We start from the raw sequence: 17,673 nt of genomic DNA, 5'->3' as shown, positions 1-17,673 counted from the left end.
ATAGCTCGACTAACCAAACAATCGCAGCCTGCCGTTGCTCGGCATGGCGCGTCCGCGTGTGAAAGGAAGGTTTCAAATGCACAACTACAAAATGCTTATCGATGGGGTTCAGGTGGCGGGCGACGAAGGCCAGTTTGATGTGATCAATCCGGCCACCGGTAAGGCGTTCGCCCAATGCCCAGCCGGTTCACTGGAGCAACTCGACCAAGCAGTGAGCGTCGCGCAGGCGGCTTTCAAAACCTGGCGCAACAGTAGCCATCCTGACCGCTGTGAACGGTTGATAGCGATTGCGGCAGATATAGAGCAAGAGGCCGAGTCACTGGCGCGCCTGATTGTGCTTGAGCAAGGCAAGCCACTGGCGCTGGCGTTTTCCGAGGTCATGGGCGCCGCGGCCTGGACGCGCTACGCGGCAGGGCAGGAAATTGCGGTGGAGTTGGTGGAAGAAACAGCCACCCAGCGCATTGAGCTACACCGCAAACCTTTGGGCGTCGTGGCGTCGATCACCCCCTGGAACTGGCCGTTCATGATTGCCGTCTGGCACATCATGCCAGCGCTGCGTGCGGGCAACTGTGTGATCAGCAAACCGTCAAGCCTGACGCCGCTGAGTACCTTGGGTCTGGTGGCAATCATTGCCCGCCATGTACCCCACGGCGTGATCAATTGCGTGACCGGCGAGCGGGGCTTCGGCAGTGCGATTACCTCGCACCCAGGGATCCAGAAGATCGTCTTCACCGGCTCCACCGCCACAGGGCAAAGCGTAATGCGCGGCGCCGCAAGCAACCTCAAGCGCCTGACCCTGGAGCTAGGTGGTAACGACGCCGCCATCGTATTGCCAGGAACGCCCGTGGACGCCGTGGCCGAGGAGATCTTCCAGGCGGCCTTTCTGAACATGGGCCAGACCTGTGCTGCGCTCAAACGCCTGTATATCCACGAATCGCAGTACCAGGCTTTTGCTGACGCGCTGACGCACATTGCTGCGCGCCAGGTGGTGGGTGATGGCTTGGACGCCGGCGTGACCTTCGGGCCCGTGCAGAACCTTGAGCAACTGGAACTGGTGGAGGCGTTGGTCGAAGACGCACGGGCACAGGGTGCACGTGTGTTATGTGGCGGTGCACGCCTGGACCACCCAGGTTTTTTCTATCCGCCGACGCTGGTGGCGGACGTGACCGACGGCCATCGCCTGGTCGACGAAGAACAGTTCGGCCCCGTTTTGCCATTGATTGTCTACCGGGATGTCGAGGAGGTGCTGCAGCGCGCCAATGCCGGTGACATGGGGCTCGGCGGCTCGGTCTGGGGGCCGGATGTCGAGCAGGCCCAGGCCTTGGCCAGCCGCCTTGAGAGTGGCGTCGCCTGGGTCAACTGCCACGCGCAGATCCAGCCGAACACGCCGTTTGGCGGCAGCAAGATGTCGGGGTTTGGTGTCGAGTTCGGCCTTGAGGGGCTATTGGAGTTCACAGGTCAGCAACTGCTGTTTGTACGCAAGCAGGCTGTCGAAGAAGGAGTTTGAGCCATGCGTTATCTATCACATCATCCCGTATTCGGTTGCACGCTTGTGTGCAGCTTGGCGCTCGGCGCTATCAGCCAGGTGCACGCTTATGAGCTGTACAGTGATGAGAGTCGTCATCTCAACGCAGACATGACGGCTGTGTTCGGCCAGTTCAACAGCCGCAAGAATTACGATGGCACGCCGGGCGGCTCCAGTTGGCGTGAAGGCTTTATCAAATACGGCGTGAGTGGCGACCAGACGCTGGGGGGCAATGGCAGCGCATACGGGGCATTTGCCCTGGTCAGCTCCGCCACCTGGGGGGATGGTGACGCAGGTGGCAACTCGCTGGGCACTGAGCGTACGACAAAGATCGAAGACGCCTACCTGGGCTGGCGTTCCGGCGACCTGTTTCCGCTGCTCGGCAAGGATGGCGTGGATATTTCCGGTGGTCGGCAGGTGGTCAAGGTTGGCCGAGGGTTCCTGATCAACGATGACGGACTGAACCCAGGCAAGGGCCCGGCCGATGGCACTTTGAACCGAGGGGGTGCCTACTACCTGGCTGCCCGGCACGCGTTCGATCAAACCGCCGTGGTGCGCCTGGGTGGCCAGGATGGCCTGCATGGCAGCGTGTTGTGGCTCAAGTCGGACAACCGTATCCAGGCCGACACCGAGTTGGCCGCCGCTACCCTGGATTACACCGCCCAACCGGGGACGCTCGGCTTGACCTGGGTCCATGGCCTGGACGTGAACGATCAATGGGCCAGCGATTTTCAACGCCAGCGCAAGGGCATGAACATTTATAGCGTGCGCGGTGAAGGCGATGCGGGCATCAAGAACGTCAGCCTGGCGTTCGAGTACGCCTGGCAGGACAAGGATGCGGGGCCTGAAAAAGCCTGGTACGGCGAGGCGGGCTATACCTTCGCCGAAACCGCCTGGGCCCCCAAGGTGACGTATCGCTACACCCGCTATTCGCAGAACTGGGACGCGCTGTTCACCGGTTTGAGCACCGGCTACGGCACCTGGTTCCAGGGCGAAGTGGCCGGCAACTACGCCGGGCCGTTCAACACCAATACCCGCATCCACCATGTCGGGCTGAAGGCAACCCCACTGGAAAACCTGACCCTGGGGGCGCTGTATTTCGATTACGCCACCGTGCGTAAAAGCAATGCGTTGAACCTAGATGGCCGCGAGCTGGATGTGTATGCGGAATGGGCGGTCAACCCGCACTTGATCATCACGCCGTTGGTGGGGCTCTACAAACCTCGGCAGGACTCGACCACCGGCGGCAATCAAGTGGGTGGCAATGGCACCAACCTGTACAGCCAATTGTCGGTGGCCGTGCCGTTCTGAGCGCGACGGGCTAGGGCGTGATGCTGCTCGGCGGGTTGCGCATGTTTTCGGCAATGCGCCGGGTGGTATCCATGACCATTTCGATCACTGTTTCCTGGCGCAGCAACTTGAAGCTTTGGCTGCTGCCGACGGCGGACAGGCTGCCAACCACCTCGTCGAGGTCTGCCTGGATGATCGGTGCAGCGATACCGGTCAGGCCCAGGTTGAGTTCGTCGTGTGTCAGGCAGTAACCGTCCTTGCGGATTTTTTTCGCGGCCTTGGAGAAACCGGCCCAGTCATACGGGCTGTCCGGGTCGTTCGCCATGTGCTCGTCGAACAAGCGTTGCAGGCGGCGACCTTTCTGAAAGGCGATCAGGACCTTCGATTGTGCCCCGCGAAAAAACGGCAACGGCTGCCCGCGCCCGAACGCAAAGTGATAGGTGTCGGTGGGTTCGGCGATGTAGGTGTTAATGATGCGTCCGTCGTAAAACACGCTGGCAAACACCGCCAGGCCCGTTTGCGAGGACAGCTCGTGCATCAGCTCGCGTCCGGCGATGAGGATCGGGTCGTACTGACGCATCATCCAGTCCAGCTCGATCACGCGCGGTCCCAGGCTGTAGCTGCCGGCGTCCACGCGGGTGAGCATGCCGGCGTCACACAAGTCCTTGACGTAGCGGTACACGGTCGCCCGTGACAGGCCCATGCGCTCGGCAATGGTGTCGGGTTCGATCTTCAGCGTCTGTGGACCGAACAGGTCCAGGATGCTCAGCAATTTGCTCAGGCTGCTCATTGTGTTCCTAAAAGAGAGGGAAGGGCGTTTGGTGCGTACCCACAAGGATCAGGTCACCCAAGCGCTGGCGCAACACTACCGCAGTGAGAGAAAAACGCAATCTAAAGATAGGTTTTAAGCCCAATAAACCATCTCTAATCTCATCATATGAGAAAAATATAGATAAAAAGCTTGTTTGTTGTGATTTTGTATGTGATAAATCTCATCACTGCAAATGCTCAAGCAAGAGGGCTGAAAATGAATGGTGCGCAACTGATAGTGAATGCGGCAGCGGCAAGCGGTATCGAGTACTGCTTCGCCAACCCCGGGACCACCGAGATTCCTCTGGTGGCCGCCATGGCCAGCGCACCTGCTCTCAAGCCGGTGTTGTCGCTGTTCGAAGGGGTCTGCACGGGCGCTGCGGACGGCTATGGCCGGATCGCCGGCAAGCCGGCAATGACCCTGACCCACTTGGGCCCGGGCTTTGCCAATGGCATCGCCAACCTGCATAACGCGCGTCGGGCTAATACGCCGATCGTCAACGTCATCGGCGATCACGCCTCCTGGCATGTCAACTACGATCCGCCCTTGGCCAGCGACATCCAGGCCTTGGCCGGTGCTGTCTCCGGCTGGGTGCGCACCTCGCGCACCGCGTCGGGAATCGGTGAGGATTTACAGGAAGCCGTGCGTGCGGCTTGGCAGGCCAAAGGCCAAATCGCCAGTTTGATTCTGCCCATGGACCTGCAGGCTCACGCAGTGACGCACAACGGTGTGTTCGCACCTCTGCGCGCACCGGTTCGCCGGTTTGCGGGTGACAGGGTAGAAACCGTGGCGCAGGCATTGCGTGACGGCAAGCGGCTGGTGTTCATCGTCGGCGATGAGGGCTTATCAGTCGCGGGACTGGAAGCGGCGGGGCGCCTGGCGCAACTGCCCGGCGTGCGCCTGTTTGCCGAGACCTTTCCGCGCCTGAGTTACCGTGGCGGTGGCTTGCCGGACCTGGATCGCCTGCCGTATTTCCCGGAGGTGGCGATTGAAATTCTGGAGCAGTACGACCTGGTCATTTGTGCAGGCGTACCCGAGCCCATCAGTTACTTTGGCTACGAAGGCATCCCGTCGCGCCTCGCCGGCCGTGAACGCCTGCTGACGCTGGCCGAAGTCGGTGACGATGTTTCCGCCGCGCTGACGGCGTTGGCCGATGCCCTGAATGCACCGGCCTATGTGCCGACCCCGGAGGGTATCGAACTGCCGCCCGGCCACGCCGAGCTGACGCCACAATCCATCGGCCAAGTGCTGGCCGCGTCACTGCCCGAAGACAGCATCGTATCGGTTGAGGGCGGCACCTGCGGCTATCCCTTTTTTACCGCCTCCGCCCGCGCCGCTCGGCATCGGGTATTGACCAATACCGGTGGCGCGATTGGCCAGGGGATTCCGGTGGGGTTCGGTGCCGCCTTGGCGGAACGCGGCAATAGCGTGTTCTGCCTGCAATCGGACGGCAGCGCCCAGTACACCATTCAAACCCTGTGGAGCATCGCCCGCGAGCAGTTGCCGGTGGTGATCCTGATTGCCGCCAACCATCGCTACGCGATTTTGCAGAACGAGCTGCGCCGTTTCGGCATGACCGAAATGGACCCGCAAGCCCTGCGCCTGACCGTACTCGACAGCCCGCGTATTGACTGGAAGGCCCTGGCCAAAGGCTACGGGGTACCGGCCTGCACGGTACAGACCAATGCCGAACTGCAACGAGCGCTGGCCAATGCCAAGGCCGACCGCGGTCCTTGCCTGATCGAAATGGCGCTGTGAAGGAGTCGACTATGTATCAGCCCGAATTATTACCTGCCGTCCAGGCGTTCCTGGCGCAGCCCGGTCGCCTGTTCATCGGCGGTACGTGGCAGGAAGCCGCCAGCGGTCGTCGCTTTGCCGTGAAAAACCCGGCCACCGAACAGACCCTGACCGAAGTCGCCCAAGGCGATGAGCGTGATGTGAATGCGGCCGTTGCGGCCGCGCGCGCAGCCTTTACCGGCACATGGGCCTTGCAGTCACCGGCGCAACGCGGCCTGTTGCTGTTTCGCCTGGCCGATCTGTTGGACCAGCACCGCGAGGAATTGGCGCAACTGATTACCCTGGAGAACGGCAAGCCTATCGCCAACGCGCGCGGTGAAGCGGCCAGCGCGGCGAACATCATTCGCTACTTTGCCGGCTGGCCCACCAAGATCGAAGGCAGCACGCTGCCCGTATCACCGGCCAGCGGCGCGCCGATGCTCAACTACACGCTGCGCGAACCGGTGGGGGTCTGCGCGCTGATCGTACCGTGGAACTTCCCGTTGACCATGTGCGTGTGGAAGCTCGGCCCGGCGTTGGCCACCGGTTGCGTGGCGGTGCTCAAGCCCGCCGAGCAGACGCCGCTGATCGCGATCCGCCTGGTGCAACTGATCGAGGCGGCAGGCTTTCCCGCCGGCGTCGTCAACCTGATCACGGGTCTTGGCGCCGACACTGGTGCACCGCTGGCACAGCACCCCGATGTGGACAAGATCGCCTTTACCGGCTCGACCCAAGTCGGGCGGCTGATCGCCCAGGCGGCCACCAGCAACATGAAAAAGGTCTCGCTGGAGCTGGGCGGCAAGTCGCCGAACATCATCCTGCCCGATGCCGACATTGCGCGCGCCGCCAAGGGGGCCGCCGATGGGATTTTCTACAACCAGGGCCAGGTATGCACGGCGGGCTCGCGCCTGTATGTACACGCCAGTGTGCTCGATCAGGTGCTCGAAGAGTTGCAGCGCCATGCCGCCGCCTATGTGCTGGGTAACGGCCTGGACCCGGCCAGCAGCATGGGGCCGTTGGTATCCGCGCGGCAGTTGAACACCGTCAAGGGTTACCTGCAGCGGGGCCAGGAGGAGGGCGCCGAACTGATCTGCGGCGGCGGCCGTCCCGAACACCTCGAGCATGGGCATTTCATTCAACCGAGCGTGTTCCTCGATCGTGCCGAGCGCGCCTGTGTGGCCCGCGAAGAAATCTTCGGCCCGGTACTGACCGTCATGAGCTGGACCGAAATCGATGAACTGGTGCTGCGCGCCAACGATTCGCCGTATGGCCTCGCTGCTGGCCTGTGGACCCGCGACTTGCGCTCGGCGCACCGCGTGGCTGCACAGCTCAAGGCTGGCTCGGTCTGGATCAACTGCTGGAACGTGGTCGATCCCTCTTCACCGTTCGGTGGCTACAAACAATCCGGCTGGGGCCGGGAGATGGGTAAAAACGTGATCGATGCCTACACCGAGACCAAAAGCGTGTTTGTCGATCTGGCCTGAACTGAATAATCACAAGAGGTAATTGCTATGGATCTGGAATTGAAAGGCCGCGTGGCCATTGTCACCGGTGGCGGTATGGGCATCGGCAAGGAAGTCGCACGTTTTCTCTCCGAGGAAGGCTGCAAGGTGGTGATCTGCGCGCGGCGCATGGCGTTCCTGCAACTGGCGGCCGAAGAGATCACTGCACAGACCGGCAATGAAGTACTGCCGCTGTTCTGTGACACCAATGACATGAAGGCCGTGTCGGAGATGGTCGAGGCGGCGCACAAGCATTTCGGCCGCATCGACATCCTGGTCAACGGTGCCGCAGCGCCGTCGGGTGTGGTGCGCAATGACATCGAACACGCCGGCGACGATGAACTGCTGTCGGACCTCAACACCAAGGTGATCGGCTACTTCCGGTGCGCCAAGGCCGTGACTCCGCACATGAAGGCGGGCGGCTTCGGACGCATCATCAACATCGGCGGCCTCACCGGGCGCAGCAGCAAAGTGCTCTCGGGCATGCGCAACCTGGCGATCGCCCACATGACCAAGACCCTGTCCGACCAGCTCGGCCCCTCGGGCATCACGGTCAACCTGATTCACCCTGGCGTGGTGGACACCCCGCATATCCAGGAGCTGTATGAGCGCGAAGCGGTCAAGCAAGGCAAAACGTCGGAACAGGTTGAGCAGGCCTACATCGATGCGACCCCGATTCGCCGCACCCTCGCCCCCATTGAAATGGGCTGGTTGATCGGTTTCCTGGCGTCGCCAAAAGCGGCTGCGGTAACGGGCGAATCCATCGGCATCGACGGTGGCTTGACCCGTGGCATCTATATCTGAGGAGCATCTGTGATGAGTAACGGAACCCTTTTAGTCGCCACCGTGGGTCAAGCAGTGATCCGCAGTGCCGACGATGGCCGTACCTGGCATCGCCTGGGCCTGGGACAAGACCTTGAGTTCGATGCAATCACCCGATCCCTGAGCGTGCATCCCGACGCACCCGAAGTGATCTACGCCGGCACGGACGTGGGCTTGTGCATCAGCCGCGACACCGGTGGCCATTGGCAGCGCGTCGATTCGCCGTTCAACGGCGAGACGGTGTGGAAAGTCGCCGTCGACCCGCAGGACGCCAAACGGATTTTTGTTGGCACCGGTGCGCCATCGCGTGCCGTGTTGTGGCGCACCCTGGACGGCGGCCTGAGCTGGGATCGCGCCCCGGTGGAGATCCCCGAGTTCTGCGATGGTGTCAGTCGTCCACGCCTGCTGGCCTTCGCCTATGACCCCACCGACCGCAACCAGTTGTGGTTCGGCCTGGAAGAGGGTGGCCTGTTCCATTCGCGCGATGGCGGCGACAGCTGGACCCGCGTCGACGACCGGCTGCTGTGGGACTACAACTCGGACGTCCACAACATCCTGGTACTGCCCAATCACGGCGAGAAAGTCATCGTGGTGGTCTGCGTCAATGCGGTGTACCGCAGCCTGGACGAGGGACTGACCTGGACCGGCATCATTGGTCGCGAAGCCTTCGGCCTGTACTACATACGCGCCATGAACGCGCCGTTGTGCACGCAAAACGAGCTGTACCTGAGTATTTCCGATGGTACGCCCGGCACCACCAGCAAGATTCTGATATCCCGTGATGCCGCACTCAGTTGGAACGTGCTGCCGCTGCCACAGCAGCCCAACTCCTGCGTCTGGGCGATTGCCTTCAACCCGGCCAACCCGCGCCAGATGGTGGCGGGCACCAAGTATGGGCACTTGTTTACGTCCGACAACGGCGGTGATGGCTGGCAGAAGCATTGGCGGGAATTCAGCGAGATCGCTGATGTGCTCTGGACGCCTGCGGTTGCGCAGATCAAGTCCGGGCATCAATCCATCGTCAAAAAGCACTGAGGTATACCGCCATGAAGATCGAGATCCTGCGGACTCACCTATCGCTCTGGGTCAGTGACCCTGACGTGTCGGCGCGCTGGTACGCCGACATTCTGGACATGCACGAAAGTGCCCGAGGCGAGAGCTGGGTCATGATGGCGTTTGGCGGCAAGCACCACGACATCGCCTTGATTCGTGCCGATCCCGGCGCCCATCAAGGTGGCCTGGGGCTGCAACATTACGGCCTGGAAATCGCCGGGGACATGACCACCTTGCGCCAGCTTTACGGCATGTTGCTGGGCAAGGGCGTCGAGGTGGTGAAGATCACCGATCACGAGATCGGTCATGGCGTGTACTTCAACGACCCTGACGGCAATCGCATGGAATTCTTTCTCGAAACCGAACACGACGATGCGCGCGGCAAGGCCCGTTTCAAGGCTGCCGGCGCGCCGAGCCGACATTTCAACCTCGATCCACTCGACCCACTTTGAGGCAATGCTGATGAAAACCGCGAACTTTGCTACGTATCACATCCGCAAATGGTACAGCTTCGTCGAAGAAACCCTGGCCAACGAAACCGGCCAACTGGCCGATGGCGAGCCGCTGTTCAAGTACGCGATTGCCGCCGTGATCGCCAACCCCTATGCCGGTCGCTACAGCGAGTCGCTTGCCGAACTGGTCGATCCATCGCCGCTGTTGGGCGAAGAGTTCGGCCGGCGCATACAGGCACTGGCCGGTGCCCATGAAATTGTCAGCTATGGTAAGGCGATCGTGGTCGGCAGCGCCGGCGAATACGAGCACGGCAACGCGTTCCTGACCAACCCGGCCGCCGACCCGATCCGCGTCGCGCTGGGGGGCGGGAAGTCGTGGGTGCCTTCCACCGGCAAGCGCGGCGGACCAGGTTCGACCATCGACGTACCGCTGGCACACAAGGATGCGCTGTACGTGCGCTCCCACTACGACAGCATGTCGCTGATGTTCGGCGACGGCCCTGCGCCGGATGAAATCATCGTGATCTGGGCCTTCGCCACCCGTGGCCGCTTGCATGCACGGCTGGGTGGCCTGCTGGCCGAAGACATCAAAGGTATTGATGGACTGCACTGATTGCAGGCGTGCGGCCTTGGCAACGCCGGTTTAAAACCACAACAAGAAAGCGGTGAATAGCGATGAAGCAGGAGAAGACCCAGGTTGTCATTGTCGGGGGCGGGCCCAATGGGATCACGGCCGCGCACTATATGGGGATGTACGGTATCGACTGCGTCGTCCTTGAGCTTGCCGACTGCATACTGCCGTACCCGCGTGCGGTGGGCATGGACGATGAAGCGCTGCGCGTGCTGCAGGCTATCGGCATTGCCGAACTGGCCGTGCGCGACATGATCTGCGACGTGCCGCTGCGCTATTACAACGCCCGTGGTGTGTGTTTTGCCGAGGTCAAGCCCAGTACCGCGCATTACGGCTGGCCCATGCGCAACATCTTCATGCAGCAGCTGCTCGAAGGCACGCTGCGCGAAACCCTGGGGCAGCGCAGCAGTGTAGTGCTGCGCCAGGGCCATGAAATGCTGGAGCTGGAGCAGGACGGAGAGGGGGTGACCCTGCAGGTGCGCGATGCCCAGGGCGAGGTCTATCAGCTGCGTGCCGATTACGTGATCGGCGCCGATGGCGGGCGCTCCACCGTACGCAAAAAGCTCGGCGTCGAACTACTGGGGCTGACCCATGCGCGCAAATGGGTGGTGGTGGATGTCGCCAATGACACCCTTGATGCGCCGTATACCGCACTGCATGCCGATCCGCAGCGGCCGTTCGTGTGCATCTACTTGCCCTACCAGCAGCGGCGCTGGGAATTCATGCTGATGGAGGGCGAAGATGAGGCGAAGATGTGCGAAGAGAGCACCATCCGCGACCTCATCCGTGGGCATATCGGCGATGCGGTGGATGCGTTGAATATCATCCGTATCCGCGCCTACACCCACCATTCACGGGTGGCGGCGCGGTTTGTCCAGGGGCGTGTGGCACTGGTCGGCGATGCTGCGCATATATCGCCACCCTGGGCCGGGCAGGGCCTTAATTCCGGGCTGCGCGACGTGGCCAACGTGGCCTGGAAACTGGCGGCGATCATCCAGGGGCGCGCGTCCCATGGGATCCTCGCCAGCTACGACCAGGAACGTCGCGGGCACGCCACCGAACTGGTGGCCCTGGCCGACAATATGGGCACGGTCTTGGGGCTGACCAACCCATTGATGGCCGGCGTGCGCGACTGGTTGTTCCAGGCGGTGAACAGCGTCGATAACCTGCGCTCGCACCTGCTGGAGTTCAAGTTCAAACCCAAGGCGACCCTCACCAAAGGGCTGGTCTATCACGAGCGTGCCGAACTGCGCGAAGACGACCTGGTCGGCCAGCTGTTTGTGCAGCCGTATATCGAAGACGCCCAGGGGCAACGCCGGCGTCTGGACGACGTGCTGGGCAATTCCTACGCGGTGCTGGGTTACCGGGTCAATCCACGTGAGCAACTGAGCGCAGAAATGGCAACGTTCTGGGCTCGCTGGGACACGCGCTTTATCCAGGTCAATCGTTCGCGCAGTGGTCCGGTCCGCAACCAGCCATTGACGGCCACGGGCGCCATCAGCGTAGAAGATGTGGATAACCGCCTCGGCGAATGGTTCTCCAAGGTGCGCGATTGCATCGTCGTGGTGCGTCCGGATCGGTTTGTTGCCGCCATCACCACGCCGGAGCGGCTTGACGCGGTATTACGCAAGTTAGCGGGGCAACTGTCATGAGCATCGATACGGGCGTATTAAGCCAGTTAGACCAGGCCACGCGTACGGTGCAAGCGATTGCGCCACTGGTCCCAGAGGCGTTGGGCCTGCGCGGCGGGTACGCACTGCAACGCCGGGCGCTGGATGCGCGCCTGGCGGCGGGCGAACAGTTCAGCGGTTGGAAGATCGCCTTTGCTGGCAGCGCCGCGCAACGGCGCTTCGGCATTGACGAACCGGTGTATGGCGGCCTGACCGATCAGATGCGCGTGCCGTCGAACACGGCGGTGGCGCTTTCGCGGTTGATCCAGCCCAAGCTCGAAGTCGAAGTGGCGATTGTGCTGGGTCGCAGCCTGGCGCCAGGTGACTACAGCGATGAAGAAATCCTGGCCGCAATTGCCGAAGTGGCACCCGCGTTCGAGATTGCCGACTGCCGTTGGCAGGGGTGGACGTTCGGGGTAGGGGCCTTTCTGGCCGACAACGCAGCGGCTGGCTTGTATTGCCTGGGACCCAGAACCGTTTTCGACCCTGTTGAACATGCCAACGTGGCGTTCCGCCTGGAATGCGCAGGCGCGATCTGCGGCGAAGGGGAGACCCTGGACCGGGAAGATCCACCGCTGGCCAATCTGTGCTGGCTGATACGCCGGCTGCTGGCCGATGGTCAACCGGTGGAAGCCGGGCAGGTGGTGCTGTCTGGCGCGCTGTTGGCGCCGATGAATATCCAGCCCTGCACCTACCGCCTGCAGATGTTTGGCACGGAACTGGCTTTGCTTTTCACTGCGGACACTGCCGCAGTGTGAGCCCTAGCTGCCGTCAAGGATGACTCCAGTCCCCTTCAGGCCGATACGACAACGGGGCCCCCGAGGAACGACGACCATGCTTGCTGAAGTTCGAACCTTCAATGACCCTCAATTGCATGCCGGCTCTATCCAGGGCTGGCGGCAAGTGTACGACCAACTGGGGCGAGGTTGCCTGACCAGCGGGCTGCGCCAATTGTCGGCCGAGCGCTTTCAGATCTTCCAGGAAGTGCTGGACAAGCGTGTGGTGCAGCGCGGCTTTGCGCCTAAAGGACGACTGTGCGTGGCCATGTCGTTGGGCAGTGCACCGGTGGTACAGGGGCAGCAGGTGGGCGCACACAACGTGGTGCTGTTGCGCGATGGCGAGGAGTTTGTGCTGCATGCGCCCGAAGGCACGCATTTCTTCGCGCTTAACGTCGACACTGTACGTTTTGCCAAACTCGCCGCTTTCGAATTGTCCAGCGACCAACTCAAGCGCGTCACCACCCGTTCCCAGATTTGCGTGGATGACGCGTTACTGTTGCGGATACGCCAGCGTATCTACCCGCTGTTTCGTCACCTATTGCAACAGACGGACCCTATCAGTGCCAGCGCCGAAAAGATGCTCGAAGACGAACTGCTCGGCGCCTTTCTCGATCTGTTCAGCAACGCCACCGATGAAGTGCGCTGCCGGCGTGGCAACTTCGCCGTGAGTGCCTACCTGGTCAAGCGTTGCCAGGAGTTGATTGACGCCAGCGGCGATACGCCACTGAGCATTCTCGACCTGTGCGAACACCTGCGGGTCAGCCGAAGGACCCTGCAGAACAGTTTCCAGGCGGTGACCGGCCTGCGCCCGGTCGAGTACCTGCGCAACCTGCGCCTTAACGCGGTACGCCGGCAGTTGATCGCCACCCCGGGCGACAGCCAGAACGTCGGCGATGTGGCGGTAGCAATGGGCTTCTTCCATCTGAGCCACTTCGCCACGCATTACCGCGAGTTGTTTGGCGAGTCTCCGTCGGAAACCCAGCGGGCGATCCTCTGAGTAGGTAAAAGATCAGGCCGCCTCGCTCAAACCCGGATCCACGCGTTTGCCGATGTCCTTAAGCCGCGCCAATTGGTCGACCACGTTGGGGGCTTCATCCAGGCAACTGACAAACGTCCACAGGTAAGTCATCACCGCATAGATATGGCCGGCTTTCACTGCAGGCGCCAATGCCAGTTGGCTGATGGCGACCACAAAGAGCAAGGCCGCCAGAACACCGATGGTGAGAAAGGCGATGGCCTCGCGGTCTGATAGCCAGATACGCAGGCGCGACAGTACCTGATAGTGACGACGCAAGGTGTGTGCACCGACGCTTTCCACCAGGCTGATTTCCTTTTCCAGACGGTTGTTCAAGCGCTCATGCAAGCGCTGGTTGCGGCGCGCAAAGCCAGGCACCACTGCGAGGCAGAGCCCCAGCGCCACCAGGCACGCCAGGCCGACCCAGGGTTCTATTGCCAGTAACATGGCGGCGGCGCCGATGATCGAGACCAGCGCCGTGGCAATCGTGGGCACATGCTTTTCGAAAAAATCGACGAATTCCCGTGCCAATACCACCCGTGCGGCGGCCTTGGAGGTGCTGTGTCGTTGCAGGCGCTGGTTAAGAATCACCGGTACAGCAAGGTCGGCGTAGATACGCGTAAACGTGCGGGTGTCCAGGGCGCGCCGGGCGGCGCCCACTACCCAGAAATCCAGGACCACGGCGGCGTAGAGCAGGGCGTTGCCGGCATCGCCGCGGAGCATGGCGTCTACGGCAAACCCCGCAAACAAGGGGTAGGCGAGCAGCAGGGCGTTTTCCAATGCGACCAACGACAGGGTGCCGAACAACTTGCCCGGATAGGCCTTGGCGATCGCCTTGAGCGTTTGGCTGGCGGACTGTTGACCGAGCTTGCGGCTGTGCTCGATCAGGAGTGGAGGTGTGACGGAGGGCATGGGCTACCTGGCTTACGCAGAGTACGGGGGTGGGAACTGAGGGTCCCGGTATAAAGACCGTGGGTGACGTCGAGCAGATAGCGCGTCTCCTCAGTCACCAATAACAAGTCGATCTGAACTTCTTCGATGACGATTTCGAGAATGATCAGCAGGCAAATGGCCGGCGCGGTAAATAACCAGTGGTAATAGGACTGGCTGAACAGCGAGGCGATCACCCCTAGGACCCACAGTGACAACACCAGGCGGGGCGCCTGTTTTTGCAGGGGAATCCAGAACCGCTGCAGCTTTCTGAGCTTGGCGCTGTAGAGCCGTACCGAGTCTTCAAGCAGTGTCACGTCAATTCGGTTTCGATCGCGATCGTTAATAGACATACAAGCAATCCCAGGCTGATCTACAAGGGGCGGGGGTTTGACTTGGCCATGGCGCGCGCAGGCAGGGCGCGGTTCAGCCAGGCCAGGTTGACTTCGTTGACTTGCACCCATTTGCCGTTCTCTGGAATCCCTTCGCAGCTCTTGAAAGCGATACAACGTCCCTGTGTGTCGAGCAAGGCAAAGTGGCGGTACCGATTGACCCTGAAAATAGAGAGGCGCATGCCTTCACCTGGGGCGGTTGGGGTTAGATGGCGACCAGTTGGTCGGGCCAGCTCAGTTCGAATAAGGTGCCGCCGTTGTCCAGGTTCCGGCAGGTCACGCTGCCCTGGTGGGACAGGGCTATCGCGCGCACCACGGCGAGCCCCAGGCCGCTGCCGCCCTGGGCACGGGAGCGCGAACTTTCGCCGCGCTGGAACGGTTCGAAGATGTGCGTTGCGAAGGCCTCTTCTATGCCCGGACCCTCGTCCGCGACACTCAAGGTATTCAGGCCATCCTGGCTGCTCAGGCGCACCGTGACATTGCCTGGGGTGGCATGCCGTCTCAGATTGTCCAGCATGGCCAGCAACGCTTGGCGGATCCTGGCGGGATCACACTGCACAGGCCGTTCGAGCAGATCCAGATGCAGCACGAACCCGGCGGCAAGCAGGCCCGGCTCAAACAGGCGAGCGTCTGCCTCGATTTCCTCGGCCAGGTCGGCGCTTTGGATATGGACTTCGAGGTAACCGTTGTCCGCCAGGCCCACTACCCGCAGGTCTTCGATCAGGCGCGTCAGGCCTTCCACCTGGTTCAGCAGACTGTAGAACTGCGCCTGGTCCGGGGTGAACACGCCTTCCGCCAACCCTTGCAGGCGGCCACGCAGGATGGTCAGCGGGGTGCGCAGTTCGTGTGCAATGGCGGCGTTCCAGAAGGATTGTTCCTCGGCCATGCGTTTCAATCTATCGGCCATGCTGTTGAAGTCATCCACTAACAAGGTGGCCTCCGCCAATGAGCGGTTGGAGGCGGTTGCCCGGGCATCGAGGTCGCCGTCGGCGAGGCGGCGCAGGCTGGTTGCGACCGAGTTCAAGGGCATCAGAATGCGTCGGGACAGTTTGATCGCGACCACGGCGCCCACTGCCAGGCTGATGCAGGTGATCAGTGCCATCCATGCCCACTCCACGCCGGTGGGCAGCCACTCGTCCACGTCCAGATCCGACGGCGGCCAGAACATCCAGAGCAACGCGTAAAACACATAGGAACCGACCACCGCCAGTGCGATCACGCAGAGCACCACGGCGGACATCGACAAAATGATCTGCCGGCTCAAACTGTTGGCGATCCTCATGGGGTGCTCCCGAACCGGTAGCCGACCCCACGAATGCTGGCCGGTACGCCCTGGAGACCCAGGTCTTCGATTTTGCGCCGCAGCTTGCTGATATGGCTGTCGACCGTGCGCTCCAGGCTGTCACTCTCGGGCGAACACAGCGCCAGCAACTCGGCGCGACTGAATACGCGCTTGGGGGCCTTGGCCAATTGGGCCAACAACCTGAACTCGGTCACCGTCAGGTTGAGCGGGTGCTTCTGTGCCCCGATCTGCACACTGACTTCATGGCTGTCGATGTCGATTTCAAAGGCGTTCACCCGCAGAACGCTGGGGCGGGTCGCATAGCCATGATCGAGCGAGCGCCGCAGTACCGCCTGGGTCCTGGCGACGACTTCGGCTGGGTTGAACGGTTTGACGATGTAGTCGTCGGCACCGATGCGCAGGCCCATGAGTTTGTCCATGTCCTGGTCCTGGGCAGTCAGCATGATCACGGGTGTGGTGCCTCGGTGCCGGATCTCGGCCAGTACCATCCAGCCGTCCAGGTTCGGCATCAGCACGTCCAGCAACACCAGGTCAGGCTTGAGCGATTGATGCAGTTCAAGGGCGCGGCGGCCATCCAGGGCATGGGCGGTCTGGAAGCCACTGCGCTTGAGATAGGCGCTCAGGATGTCGGCGATTTCGGGTTCGTCTTCGGCGATCAATATCAACGCCTGGCGTTTGTCCGCGAGGTCCGTGGGTATCGATACTCGGTGTGATTCGGTCATGGTCCGCTCGGTCGTGCTGTTCGGTCGTCGCAGTATGGCGAATTAGCCTGTTGCGACGAAGACTACTGTGCACCACGAGCATGCGCTTTCATGGGAGGTTTTATGGAGAAACGATGGAGACGCGGATTTATTTGCGCAGCGTGTGATCAGGCGTAGCTGATCCTGTCGGTGTAGGCGTTTTGGGTCATTGTGCGTTGGTAGTCGCAGGGGGTGGTGCTGACCAGTTTCTTGAAATCGCGCAGGAAGTGCGATTGATCGGAAAAGCCCAGGTCGAGAGCCAACTGCGAAAACGATACATCGTGCTGGGTGTTGAGGGTGTCCAGGGCCGCCTGGCAGCGGATGATCCGGCAAAACGTCTTGGGTGACATGCCGGTGTCCTGATTGAACTGGCGGTGCAGGGTACGGCTGGTGTAGCCGCTGAGGTCTTCGAGTTGCTGGATGCGAATATCGCCGCGATGGTGCAGCGCCTGCTGGATGATCATCGCGGTGAGTTTCGACGTTTTGCCCATCAGGCGCGGGGTCAGGTAGTCGTTGAACAGCCGCATCTGATCGCCCAGCAGCGGTGCCTGGACGATGCTTTCGAAGAGGCGTTGGGCAAACTCTGAGACTTCCAGCAGGTCAAGTTCGCGTTCAGTCAATTCCTCTGCGAGCACATTGACGAAGCCGGGAATGACCCCGGGTGAAAAGCGTACGCCGAAGTAGTGGTGGTGCTGGTGCAACTCAACGGGCTGGGCAACCAGCGGAGTGCCGCAGATTCGCGCCGTGGGGCGTGTCGCATCACAGTCGAACAAAATATCCACGCAGCCGTCCGGCACGGCCAGCAGGTTGGCCGATTGCGCCACATCGAACGCATAGAAATGCGAGATCGCCGGGTGCGCGCAAGGCATCACCGAATAGCGTGAAGAGTTGAGCACGAACCAGGGCTGTTCGTTCGCTGTGTGGTGCCGGGGAGTCGGCACGCTCGGTTTGATCATGGTTGTACCTAGGGAAGGCCGCGCTA

The 17,673-nt window shown here is 61.6% G+C and carries 18 protein-coding genes; 11 read left to right on the top strand and 7 right to left on the bottom strand.

Going from position 1 to position 17,673, the window contains the following annotated elements; genetic code table 11:
- The first annotated feature begins 76 nt into the window (after positions 1-76).
- Together ACVWXD_RS09750 and ACVWXD_RS09745 are read left to right on the top strand one after the other, a co-directional pair.
- Positions 77-1,507 (top strand): aldehyde dehydrogenase family protein, encoded by a 1,431-nt coding sequence (locus tag ACVWXD_RS09750; protein WP_457370915.1) that lies wholly within the window; start codon positions 77-79, stop codon positions 1,505-1,507.
- A gap of 3 nt (positions 1,508-1,510) precedes the next feature.
- Positions 1,511-2,836: a hypothetical protein gene (locus tag ACVWXD_RS09745; RefSeq protein ID WP_457370914.1), complete on the top strand. Its 1,326-nt coding sequence runs from the start codon at positions 1,511-1,513 to the stop codon at positions 2,834-2,836.
- A 10-nt stretch (positions 2,837-2,846) separates the two neighbouring features.
- Here ACVWXD_RS09745 and ACVWXD_RS09740 read toward each other — a convergent pair whose 3' ends face one another.
- Positions 2,847-3,605: an IclR family transcriptional regulator gene (locus ACVWXD_RS09740; protein ID WP_046036351.1), complete on the bottom strand. Its 759-nt coding sequence runs from the start codon at positions 3,603-3,605 to the stop codon at positions 2,847-2,849.
- Positions 3,606-3,842: 237 nt separating this feature from the next.
- On the opposite strand from ACVWXD_RS09740, the gene ACVWXD_RS09735 reads away from it, so the two are divergent.
- From ACVWXD_RS09735 to ACVWXD_RS09695, 9 genes are all read left to right on the top strand, one after another.
- A complete protein-coding gene (locus tag ACVWXD_RS09735; RefSeq protein ID WP_457370913.1) occupies positions 3,843-5,384 on the top strand; it encodes an acetolactate synthase large subunit in 1,542 nt (513 codons plus the stop codon).
- Between the two features lie 11 nt (positions 5,385-5,395).
- Positions 5,396-6,886, top strand: coding sequence for an aldehyde dehydrogenase family protein (locus tag ACVWXD_RS09730; protein WP_457370912.1), 1,491 nt, complete (start codon positions 5,396-5,398; stop codon positions 6,884-6,886).
- A 27-nt stretch (positions 6,887-6,913) separates the two neighbouring features.
- Positions 6,914-7,708: an SDR family NAD(P)-dependent oxidoreductase gene (locus tag ACVWXD_RS09725; RefSeq protein ID WP_099489246.1), complete on the top strand. Its 795-nt coding sequence runs from the start codon at positions 6,914-6,916 to the stop codon at positions 7,706-7,708.
- Between the two features lie 12 nt (positions 7,709-7,720).
- Positions 7,721-8,761 carry a VPS10 domain-containing protein gene (locus tag ACVWXD_RS09720; protein ID WP_457370911.1) on the top strand — a complete coding sequence of 347 codons (1,041 nt, stop codon included), beginning with the start codon at positions 7,721-7,723 and terminating at the stop codon, positions 8,759-8,761.
- An 11-nt stretch (positions 8,762-8,772) separates the two neighbouring features.
- Positions 8,773-9,231 (top strand): VOC family protein, encoded by a 459-nt coding sequence (locus ACVWXD_RS09715; protein ID WP_457370910.1) that lies wholly within the window; start codon positions 8,773-8,775, stop codon positions 9,229-9,231.
- A 10-nt stretch (positions 9,232-9,241) separates the two neighbouring features.
- A complete protein-coding gene (locus ACVWXD_RS09710; RefSeq protein WP_457370909.1) occupies positions 9,242-9,844 on the top strand; it encodes an amino acid synthesis family protein in 603 nt (200 codons plus the stop codon).
- Between the two features lie 62 nt (positions 9,845-9,906).
- The gene (locus ACVWXD_RS09705) at positions 9,907-11,514 is read left to right on the top strand and encodes a bifunctional 3-(3-hydroxy-phenyl)propionate/3-hydroxycinnamic acid hydroxylase (RefSeq protein WP_457370908.1); all 1,608 of its coding nucleotides are present in this window, start codon (positions 9,907-9,909) and stop codon (positions 11,512-11,514) included.
- Complete coding sequence (locus ACVWXD_RS09700; RefSeq protein ID WP_457370907.1) at positions 11,511-12,290, top strand: 2-keto-4-pentenoate hydratase; 780 nt, start codon at positions 11,511-11,513, stop codon at positions 12,288-12,290. The genes ACVWXD_RS09705 and ACVWXD_RS09700 overlap by 4 nt, the downstream gene beginning before the upstream one ends.
- Positions 12,291-12,366: 76 nt before the next feature.
- Complete coding sequence (locus tag ACVWXD_RS09695; protein WP_457370906.1) at positions 12,367-13,308, top strand: helix-turn-helix domain-containing protein; 942 nt, start codon at positions 12,367-12,369, stop codon at positions 13,306-13,308.
- Positions 13,309-13,320: 12 nt separating this feature from the next.
- On the opposite strand, the gene ACVWXD_RS09690 is transcribed toward ACVWXD_RS09695, so the two are convergent.
- From ACVWXD_RS09690 to ACVWXD_RS09665, 6 genes are all read right to left on the bottom strand, one after another.
- On the bottom strand, positions 13,321-14,238 hold the full coding sequence (locus tag ACVWXD_RS09690; protein ID WP_457370905.1) for an ABC transporter six-transmembrane domain-containing protein: 918 nt from the start codon (positions 14,236-14,238) through the stop codon (positions 13,321-13,323).
- A complete protein-coding gene (locus ACVWXD_RS09685) occupies positions 14,211-14,609 on the bottom strand; it encodes a hypothetical protein (RefSeq protein WP_457370904.1) in 399 nt (132 codons plus the stop codon). Before ACVWXD_RS09685 ends, ACVWXD_RS09690 begins: the two co-directional genes overlap by 28 nt.
- Positions 14,610-14,629: 20 nt before the next feature.
- The gene (locus ACVWXD_RS09680) at positions 14,630-14,830 is read right to left on the bottom strand and encodes a hypothetical protein (RefSeq protein WP_236437533.1); all 201 of its coding nucleotides are present in this window, start codon (positions 14,828-14,830) and stop codon (positions 14,630-14,632) included.
- Between the two features lie 23 nt (positions 14,831-14,853).
- Positions 14,854-15,930: an ATP-binding protein gene (locus tag ACVWXD_RS09675; protein WP_053129928.1), complete on the bottom strand. Its 1,077-nt coding sequence runs from the start codon at positions 15,928-15,930 to the stop codon at positions 14,854-14,856.
- Positions 15,927-16,673, bottom strand: coding sequence for a response regulator (locus ACVWXD_RS09670; protein ID WP_457370903.1), 747 nt, complete (start codon positions 16,671-16,673; stop codon positions 15,927-15,929). The genes ACVWXD_RS09675 and ACVWXD_RS09670 overlap by 4 nt, the downstream gene beginning before the upstream one ends.
- 146 nt (positions 16,674-16,819) lie before the next feature.
- The gene (locus ACVWXD_RS09665; RefSeq protein WP_236437530.1) at positions 16,820-17,647 is read right to left on the bottom strand and encodes a helix-turn-helix domain-containing protein; all 828 of its coding nucleotides are present in this window, start codon (positions 17,645-17,647) and stop codon (positions 16,820-16,822) included.
- Positions 17,648-17,673: the final 26 nt, after the last annotated feature.

The organism is Pseudomonas sp. TE3911 (genome assembly GCF_054062775.1).
Note: the sequence above shows the minus strand (reverse complement) of the source record. Positions and strands in the feature narration are given on the sequence as shown.

Coding starts and splice junctions, on each gene's coding strand:
- ACVWXD_RS09750 (WP_457370915.1), top strand. CDS start 77: ATGCACAACTACAAAATGCTTATCGATGGGGTTCAGGTGGCGGGCGAC.
- ACVWXD_RS09745 (WP_457370914.1), top strand. CDS start 1,511: ATGCGTTATCTATCACATCATCCCGTATTCGGTTGCACGCTTGTGTGC.
- ACVWXD_RS09740 (WP_046036351.1), bottom strand. CDS start 3,605: ATGAGCAGCCTGAGCAAATTGCTGAGCATCCTGGACCTGTTCGGTCCA.
- ACVWXD_RS09735 (WP_457370913.1), top strand. CDS start 3,843: ATGAATGGTGCGCAACTGATAGTGAATGCGGCAGCGGCAAGCGGTATC.
- ACVWXD_RS09730 (WP_457370912.1), top strand. CDS start 5,396: ATGTATCAGCCCGAATTATTACCTGCCGTCCAGGCGTTCCTGGCGCAG.
- ACVWXD_RS09725 (WP_099489246.1), top strand. CDS start 6,914: ATGGATCTGGAATTGAAAGGCCGCGTGGCCATTGTCACCGGTGGCGGT.
- ACVWXD_RS09720 (WP_457370911.1), top strand. CDS start 7,721: ATGAGTAACGGAACCCTTTTAGTCGCCACCGTGGGTCAAGCAGTGATC.
- ACVWXD_RS09715 (WP_457370910.1), top strand. CDS start 8,773: ATGAAGATCGAGATCCTGCGGACTCACCTATCGCTCTGGGTCAGTGAC.
- ACVWXD_RS09710 (WP_457370909.1), top strand. CDS start 9,242: ATGAAAACCGCGAACTTTGCTACGTATCACATCCGCAAATGGTACAGC.
- ACVWXD_RS09705 (WP_457370908.1), top strand. CDS start 9,907: ATGAAGCAGGAGAAGACCCAGGTTGTCATTGTCGGGGGCGGGCCCAAT.
- ACVWXD_RS09700 (WP_457370907.1), top strand. CDS start 11,511: ATGAGCATCGATACGGGCGTATTAAGCCAGTTAGACCAGGCCACGCGT.
- ACVWXD_RS09695 (WP_457370906.1), top strand. CDS start 12,367: ATGCTTGCTGAAGTTCGAACCTTCAATGACCCTCAATTGCATGCCGGC.
- ACVWXD_RS09690 (WP_457370905.1), bottom strand. CDS start 14,238: ATGCCCTCCGTCACACCTCCACTCCTGATCGAGCACAGCCGCAAGCTC.
- ACVWXD_RS09685 (WP_457370904.1), bottom strand. CDS start 14,609: ATGTCTATTAACGATCGCGATCGAAACCGAATTGACGTGACACTGCTT.
- ACVWXD_RS09680 (WP_236437533.1), bottom strand. CDS start 14,830: ATGCGCCTCTCTATTTTCAGGGTCAATCGGTACCGCCACTTTGCCTTG.
- ACVWXD_RS09675 (WP_053129928.1), bottom strand. CDS start 15,930: ATGAGGATCGCCAACAGTTTGAGCCGGCAGATCATTTTGTCGATGTCC.
- ACVWXD_RS09670 (WP_457370903.1), bottom strand. CDS start 16,673: ATGACCGAATCACACCGAGTATCGATACCCACGGACCTCGCGGACAAA.
- ACVWXD_RS09665 (WP_236437530.1), bottom strand. CDS start 17,647: ATGATCAAACCGAGCGTGCCGACTCCCCGGCACCACACAGCGAACGAA.